The sequence below is a fragment of the uncultured Caulobacter sp. genome, assembly GCF_937900395.1.
Taxonomy (GTDB): domain Bacteria; phylum Pseudomonadota; class Alphaproteobacteria; order Caulobacterales; family Caulobacteraceae; genus Caulobacter.
In genome coordinates this window covers 1-7093 of the sequence record NZ_CALCDX010000109.1, presented here as the reverse complement: position 1 = coordinate 7093, position 7093 = coordinate 1, and the positions used below count along the sequence as shown (strand labels likewise).

Annotated in this window: 7 protein-coding genes and 1 pseudogene; 3 read left to right on the top strand and 5 right to left on the bottom strand. The window is 67.7% G+C overall.

Annotated features, from left to right (window positions below):
* The 3 genes and pseudogenes from Q0379_RS09495 to Q0379_RS09485 all read right to left on the bottom strand — a co-directional run.
* A pseudogene (locus tag Q0379_RS09495) lies at positions 1-113 on the bottom strand (monothiol glutaredoxin, Grx4 family); the annotation flags it as partial.
* A gap of 64 nt (positions 114-177) precedes the next feature.
* Positions 178-984: a hypothetical protein gene (locus Q0379_RS09490; RefSeq protein WP_299007558.1), complete on the bottom strand. Its 807-nt coding sequence runs from the start codon at positions 982-984 to the stop codon at positions 178-180.
* Positions 985-1025: 41 nt separating this feature from the next.
* Positions 1026-1262: a BolA family transcriptional regulator gene (locus tag Q0379_RS09485; protein ID WP_299007555.1), complete on the bottom strand. Its 237-nt coding sequence runs from the start codon at positions 1260-1262 to the stop codon at positions 1026-1028.
* 123 nt (positions 1263-1385) lie between these two features.
* On the opposite strand from Q0379_RS09485, the gene Q0379_RS09480 reads away from it, so the two are divergent.
* From Q0379_RS09480 to Q0379_RS09470, 3 genes are all read left to right on the top strand, one after another.
* Positions 1386-2321, top strand: a complete 936-nt coding sequence (locus Q0379_RS09480) for a M20/M25/M40 family metallo-hydrolase (RefSeq protein WP_299007552.1) — start codon at positions 1386-1388, stop codon at positions 2319-2321.
* 103 nt (positions 2322-2424) lie between these two features.
* Complete coding sequence (locus Q0379_RS09475) at positions 2425-4242, top strand: ATP-binding protein (protein ID WP_299007561.1); 1818 nt, start codon at positions 2425-2427, stop codon at positions 4240-4242.
* 142 nt (positions 4243-4384) lie between these two features.
* Complete coding sequence (locus tag Q0379_RS09470) at positions 4385-5398, top strand: PAS domain-containing sensor histidine kinase (RefSeq protein ID WP_299007548.1); 1014 nt, start codon at positions 4385-4387, stop codon at positions 5396-5398.
* 22 nt (positions 5399-5420) lie between these two features.
* Here the strand turns inward: Q0379_RS09470 and Q0379_RS09465 are convergent, their stop codons facing one another.
* Together Q0379_RS09465 and Q0379_RS09460 are read right to left on the bottom strand one after the other, a co-directional pair.
* Positions 5421-5768, bottom strand: a complete 348-nt coding sequence (locus Q0379_RS09465) for a hypothetical protein (protein ID WP_299007546.1) — start codon at positions 5766-5768, stop codon at positions 5421-5423.
* Positions 5769-5795: 27 nt separating this feature from the next.
* Positions 5796-7093 (bottom strand): AIR synthase-related protein (locus Q0379_RS09460; RefSeq protein WP_299007544.1); only part of this gene is annotated, 1298 nt, incomplete at its 5' end.

The following is a 7093-nucleotide window of genomic DNA, read 5'->3' as shown; positions in this document are numbered from 1 at the left end:
GAGAAGCCGCAGCGCGGCTGGTCCGGCACGCCCTTCATGAACACCACGACCGGATGCTCGGCGATGGTCTTGGCGATGAAGTCGATGGCGGGAGAGGCGGCGGCGTCGGTCATGGAGAAGGATCCTTGGCGAAGGCCCTCAGCTAGGCGCCCGCGCGGGTGGGGTCAAGTGCGACGATCAAGCCCGATTGGCGGCCTTTTCGCGTTCCTGGGCCGAGAAGCGGGCCAGCTCGATCTGGGCGTGCAGGCTGTCGGGCAGGTCGCGATCGACCACGGCGGCCAGGCGCGACAGGTCGGCGGGAGCCTCGACCGACACGCAAACCGAGGTCACCGCTGGCTCCGTCAGGGCGTAGGCCAGGCAGATCTCCTCGGCGCTCCAGTCCGGAGTCTCGTGCAGGAAGTCGTAGCCGCCGATCCCGGCCAGGGGATCGGTGCGGCGCCGCCAGAGCGAGGGCCGGGGCAGGATCTGGCCGGCGTCGCGCAGCGGCTGCGGCCAGAAGTCTTCGCCAAAGACGGCAAAGCCTCGACGTTCGGCCTCGCGCAGGCGCTGACGGTCGGCCAGGCCCGAGGTCAGGTTGAAGGGCGAGGCGATGGCGACCAGCAGGTCGTTGTCGAGCAAGGTTGGATGGATATCGCCCCGCGTCGCGACGCCAAGGCCCGGCCTGTCGCTCATTCCGCGCAGGTCGCGTTCGAGGGCTGGCGGCAGGTCAGGACCCTGCGGATCGTTGATCATAACGAGGTCTGGGCGGTCCAGGCCCAGCGCTTCGAAGGACGAGGCTAGGTGGTGTTCGCCGCGCATGCGCAAGGTGACGAACAGGCGCTCGCGCTCGACTGAAGCGAACGCCTCCCTCGCGCCCTCACGCAGGGCTTCAGAGACGCCGTCCACCTGGAAACTGTTGATCCCGTGGTCCAGCGCCTTCAGCACCAGCGCCCGAGCATCCCGCGCGGTGTCGCCCAGGCGCAGCGTCAGCGCCGAGATCGTCACGCCTGATTTGCCCAAGGGACGATAGCGCACGCGGGAGCGACCTAGTCGACGGGGGCGGCGGTTTCGAGCGCCAGGGCGTGCAAGGTTCCGCCCAGCACGTCGGCCAGCGCCTTGTTGACCAGCTGGTGCTGGCGCACGCGCGGCAGGCCCTTGAAGGCCGGCGAGACGATCCGCGCCTTCCAGTGATCGTTGTCGCCAGCCAGATCGGTCAGCACGATCTCGGAATCGGGGAAGGCCGCGGTCAGGCGGGCTTCGAGCTCGGCGTGGGACATGGGCACGGCGGAAAACTCCGGTCTGCGAAAGCTTCACTGGTCCAGGATGTCTTAAGAACAACCCTACGACGTCCTGGCCGGCGCGAGATTTAATTGAATTCGCCGCGCGGCGCACGGCAAGTAAGCGCCATGATCAAGCTTTCCCACGCTCGCGCCGTCCTGCTCGCCATCACCCTGGCCGCCAGCGCCGCCCATCCCGCCTTCGCCGGTCCTGGCGAGAACGCTCTGGACGATGTCCGCATCCTGTCGGCCGACGACATGCTGGGGCGCGCGCCGGGCACGCGGGGTTCGGAGAAGGCGCGGGCCTACATCCTCTCCCGCTTCGCCCAGATCGGCCTCTCGCCTGTCGACGAGCGGTTCGAGCAGCCCTTCAGCTTCGCCAAGCGCGATGGGGCGACCGTTCAGGGTGTGAACCTGATCGCGCGCATCAAGGGGACCCAGGGCGGCAAGGCGATGGTCATCTCGGCCCACTACGACCATCTGGGCGTCCGCGACGGCGAGATCTACAACGGCGCCGACGACAACGCCTCGGGCGTGGCGGGCCTGATGGCGGTGGCCGAGGCCTTCAAGGCCAAGCCTCCCAAGCATGACGTGATCTTCGCCGTCGTCGACGCCGAGGAGGGCGGCTTGCGCGGCGCCCGGGCCTTCGCGGCCGCGCCGCCGGTCCCGCTGGAAACCGTCGCGCTGGCCGTCAATTTCGACATGCTCAGCAAGAACCCGAAGAACGAGCTCTACGTCTCCGGAACCGCGCCGTTCCCCTATCTGAAGCCGATCCTGGTCAAGGTGGCGACGACCGCGCCCGTGACCCTCAAGCTCGGCCACGACACCGACGCTGACGGAAAGGAGAACAACTGGAGCAACCAGTCCGACCACTACGCCTTCGGCGAGAAGGGCGTGCCGTGGCTCTATTTCGGCGTGGAGGACCACCCAGAATACCACAAGCCGACCGACGACTTCGCGACCGTACCGCAGGACTTCTTCAAGCGCTCCGTGGCGACGGTGGTCCAGGCTAGTCTCGCCCTGGAGCGGCAACTGGACGAGGTGACCAGGGCCTCCGGGCGCTAGTCTTCCTGGAACCCGAACCGAGTGAACGGCCGTTGGTGGAAATTCTCGTTTCTCCTTAGATCTATACGAGGCATCGTGTCGGCAAGACGCGGGGAGGCGTAAGATCGACATCGTCGGCTTGAAGGACCGGATTTTGCGGGCCGCTCCAACGATCGTCCTGATCGTGGGCGCGGCCTTGGCGGCGGACTATATCCTCAACGTCGTTGTCCGCGGCGTCCCATCCGACTTCACGCCGGCGACGACCTTCATCATCGCCTCGGTCGTCGCGACCCCTTTGGCCTTGTGGCTGACCAGCCAGCGGCTGCGCCTGGAGGAACTGCACCACGCCCTGTCGGCCAGTCTCGAGAGCAAGCAGAAAGCCGTCGAGGAGGCCGAGGAGGCTCTGGCGAAGTACCGCGAGGCGGACCGGCTATACAGACTGCTGGGCGACAACCTGACCGACCACGTGGCGCTCTGGAGCCGCAAGGGAGAACGGCTCTACAGCTCCCCCAGCATCGAACGGATCACAGGCTATAGCACCGAGGAATTCTTGAGCCTGCCGCCGACCGCCATGGTCAGCGAGCCCGACTTCCGTCGGGCGCAGCAGGTGATCATGAGCCTCTCGCCCGGCGGTCCGCCCGCGAGCCTGGACTACGAATGCATCTGCAAGGACGGCTCGATCATCTGGCTGGAAAGCTCCTATTCGCGGCTGGGCGATGGTTCGGGCATCCTGCTCGTCACCTCTCGCGACATCACTGAACGCAAACGGCTTGAGCTGGATATCGCCAAGGCGCTGGAACTGGCCGAGGCGGCGTCGGCGGCCAAATCCGACTTCCTGGCCAACATGACCCATGAGCTGCGCACGCCGCTGACGGCGATCATCGGCTTCGCCGAGGTGCTGCGGCGGTCGGGAAGGCTGGACGAGACGTCCGCGCGTCAGGCGGGGCATATCCTCGACGCCAGCAACACCCTGCTCAGCGTCGTCAACGACGTGCTGGATTTCTCGCGTCTGGAGGCCGCCGGCCTGGAGCTGGATCCCGCGCCGTTCGATCCGGCCGCCATGGCTTCGTCGTGCGCGGCCCTGGTCGAGGAGCGCGCCGACGCCAAGGGCTTGGCCGTGATCGTCGAGGCGGGAGAGACCGTCGCGCCGATGAACTTGGACGGGTCTCGCCTCTCGCAGGTTCTGCTGAATTTCCTGTCCAACGCCGTGAAATTCACCGCGCGCGGCGCGATCACCGTCAAGCTCAGCCAGGTGATCGAGGGCGACCAGGCCTTGCTGCGCGCCGAGGTCATCGACACCGGCATCGGGATCGCGCCTGAAAACCGCGAGGCGATCTTTGACCGTTTCTCCCAGGCCGACGCGGCTGTTTCGCGGCGGTTCGGCGGCACGGGGCTGGGCCTGGCGATCTCGCGCCGCATCATCGAGCATATGGGCGGCAAGATCGGCGTCGACAGCGTCGAGGGCGAGGGCTCCACCTTCTGGTTCGAGGTGCGGGGCCCGCTGGCCGACGCCCCCTCGGCCCCGGTCGACGCGGTCGAGCCCTTGAACGCCGAGGCGGGCGTGCGGCTGCTGCTGGTCGAGGACAACGCCGTGAACCGCGAACTGGTCAAGGCGATGCTGGAGCCGTTCGGGGTGATCGTGGAGACCGCCAATGACGGCGTCGCCGGCGTCGAGGCCATGCGCCAGGGCGAGTTCGATCTGGTGCTGATGGACGTCCAGATGCCGGTCAAGGACGGCCTGACCGCCACGCGGGAGATCCGCGCCTTGGAGAGCGCGCGGGGCGCGGCGACTCCGATCATCGCCATGACCGCCAACGTCCTGCCCGAGCAGGTCGCCAACTGCCTGGCCGCCGGCATGGACGATCACCTGGGCAAGCCGATCAGCCCGTCCAAGCTGCTGGAGGCGGTGGCGCGATGGGCGGGCAGAAGCCACGCGGCGTAGATGGGCGCGCCTCGCGGCGACGTCATCATCTTGCGGGCAAGCTTTCGCCGACCAGACATGTCGTTTCGCGGAGGATATTCGCGATTGGGCGCGTGCTGAACGTCATGGTAAATGTAGTTCCGAAAACGCGTGAGATCGCCAAGTGCCCAAGAGCATAGATGAGTTCGATTGGGCGGTGACGCCTTTGGGGCCGAAGGAATTTTGGCCTGCGGCGCTTAGGACAACCTACGACATCATGATGGGGACGGAGTTCGCCACCTGCGCGACCTGGGGGCCAGAACAGACCCTTATCTACAACGCCGCCTATATACCCTTCCTCGGCGCCAGGCACCCGGACGCCTTGGGTCGGCCCATCCACGAGGTCTGGTCGGATGTATGGCGCGACATCGAGCCGCTGATCGCCAAGGCGATGTCCGGCGAGCGCGTCTACATGCAGAACATGCATCTGGTGATGACCAGGAATGGCTTCCCCGAAGACACCTATTGGACGTTCTCGTACAGCCCGTTGCGCGATGGGGACCGCGTCGAGGGCATCCTCGACATCGCCATCGAGACGACGGCGCAGATCATCGCTGAGCGCGAACGCGCTCTGGTCATGGCCGAGACCACGCATCGGCTGAAGAACACCCTGGCGCTGGTGCAAGCCATCGCCCAGCAGACCCTGCGCGATGTCCCCGACCGGGAGCGTGTGCGGGTCTTTGACGATCGGCTGCACGCCCTGGCCAGCGCCCATGACGTGCTGCTTCAGCACGACTGGAACGGCGCGGACCTCAAGGGGCTGATCGAGACGGCCCTCGTCCGGGTGACCGACCCATCCCGTTTCAACATCGAAGGGCCGCAGATGGTGGTCAAGGCGCCGATCGCCCAGAGCGTCTCGCTGCTGATCCACGAGTTGGCGACCAACGCGATCAAGTACGGCGCGTTGACGGAGGCGGCGGGAACGGTGTCCGTCAGCTGGGCGCGCGAGGGTCAGCTGGTGCGCATGGAATGGCGCGAGCGGGGAGGGCCGCCCGCCGCAGCGCCCAAGCGCAAGGGGTTCGGATCCCGCCTTGTCGGGCTGGGCCTGACCGGAAACGGCGGCGTCGAGAAGGATTTTGGACCGGAAGGCCTGACGGTTCGTCTCACCGCGTCCGTCGAGAGCCTGCTGGAGGTCTAGGCGGCGGGCGCGACGCCCCTCGTCAGTCCACGCAGATCGCGGCGGTCGCCTTGCCGTTGACGACCTTGGCGTAGCAGCCGAACTGGCGGTCGGTCTTCTGGCACTGGCCGGTGACGGCGCCTTGCGGTTCCAGATTGCCTTCCAGAATGCAGGCGCCCTGGCACTGGCTCTTGTCGGTGCAGGCCTTGCCGGCGTCGGCGTACGGCGTGACGCAGGTCGGGATCTGCGCCCTGCCGACGGGCTGGATCGTACCGCCCTTGGCCGAGCAGGCCGCGGCGAGGCTCGCCGCCGTCGGCGCCGCCGGCTCCGCGGTCGGCGCGCAGCCGACGAGGAGCAGGGCGGCGAGGGCGGTCACGGCCAGGGTACGCATCTGTCGGTCCTTTGATCTGGCCTTCGATCAGGCCTTGGGGGCGTTCATGTAGCCCGGCAGCCAGGACTCGTGCGCAACGCGCAGCGTCTCCAGCGGAATGCTGAAAAGGTCCTTCGACGCGAAGTCGTTCCCACCGGCGACGCCCGCGACCATGGCGTGGACGCCGGCGTCCTTGGCCGCGTCGAGCACGGCGTCTGGATCGGGCGTGGCGATCAGGTAGCGGGCCTGATCCTCGCCGAACAGGTACGGGTGGGCGTGGGCGTCGCTGGTGGCGTTCAGGGTGACGCCGACCTTGCTGGCCAGGGCCACGTCGGCCGCGGCGACCAGCAGACCGCCGTCCGACAGGTCGTGGACGCCGGCCACCAGGCCCGAGGCGATCAGGCCGCGCACGAAGTCGCCGTTCTTGCGTTCGGCGGCCAGATCGACCGGCGGCGGGGCGCCGTCCTCGCGGCCCAGGATCTCGCGCAGATAGATCGAGGCGCCGAGCTCGCCGTGCGTCTCGCCGATCAGCACCAGCGTGTCGCCCTCGGCAACGTTGCCGAAGCCCGTGCGCAGGTCGTAGTCCTCGAGCAGGCCGACGGCGCCGACGGTCGGGGTGGGCGGAATGGCGACGCCGTTGGTCTCGTTGTAGAGGCTGACATTGCCGCTGACGACCGGGAAGTCCAGCGCGCGGCAGGCCTCGGCCATGCCGTCGGTGGCGCGGACGATCTGGCCCATGGTCTCGGGCTTTTCGGGGCTGCCGAAGTTCAGGTTGTCGGTGATGGCGATCGGCAGGGCGCCGGCCGCCGTCAGGTTGCGCCAGGCTTCCGCCACGGCCTGCTTGCCGCCCTCGTACGGGTCGGCCTGGACGTAGCGCGGGGTGCAGTCGCTGGTGACGGCGATGGCCTTGCCGGTGTCGTGAATGCGGACGATGCCCGCATCGCAGCCGGTGGCGCTGTCTTCCAGCGTGTCGGCCATCACGTGGCGGTCGTACTGCTCCCACAGCCAGCGCTTGGAGGCCATGTCGGGGCAGCCGACGACCTTCAGGACAGCTTCGTTCCAGTTCGTCGGGCCAGGGACTTGGCCCGGGTCGAGGCGCGGATCGAGCTTGGGCTGGACCCACGGACGGTCATACAGCGGCGCGTCGTCGAACAGCGGCGCCAGCGGCACGTCGCAGACCGTCTCGCCGTGATGCTTCAGCACCAGACGGCCGGTGTCGGTGGTGTAGCCGATGACGGCGGCGTCCAGGCCCCACTTCTCGAAGATGGCGTGGCCGTCCTTCTCGCGGCCGGGCTTCAGGACCGCCAGCATGCGCTCCTGGCTTTCCGACAGCATCATCTCGTAGG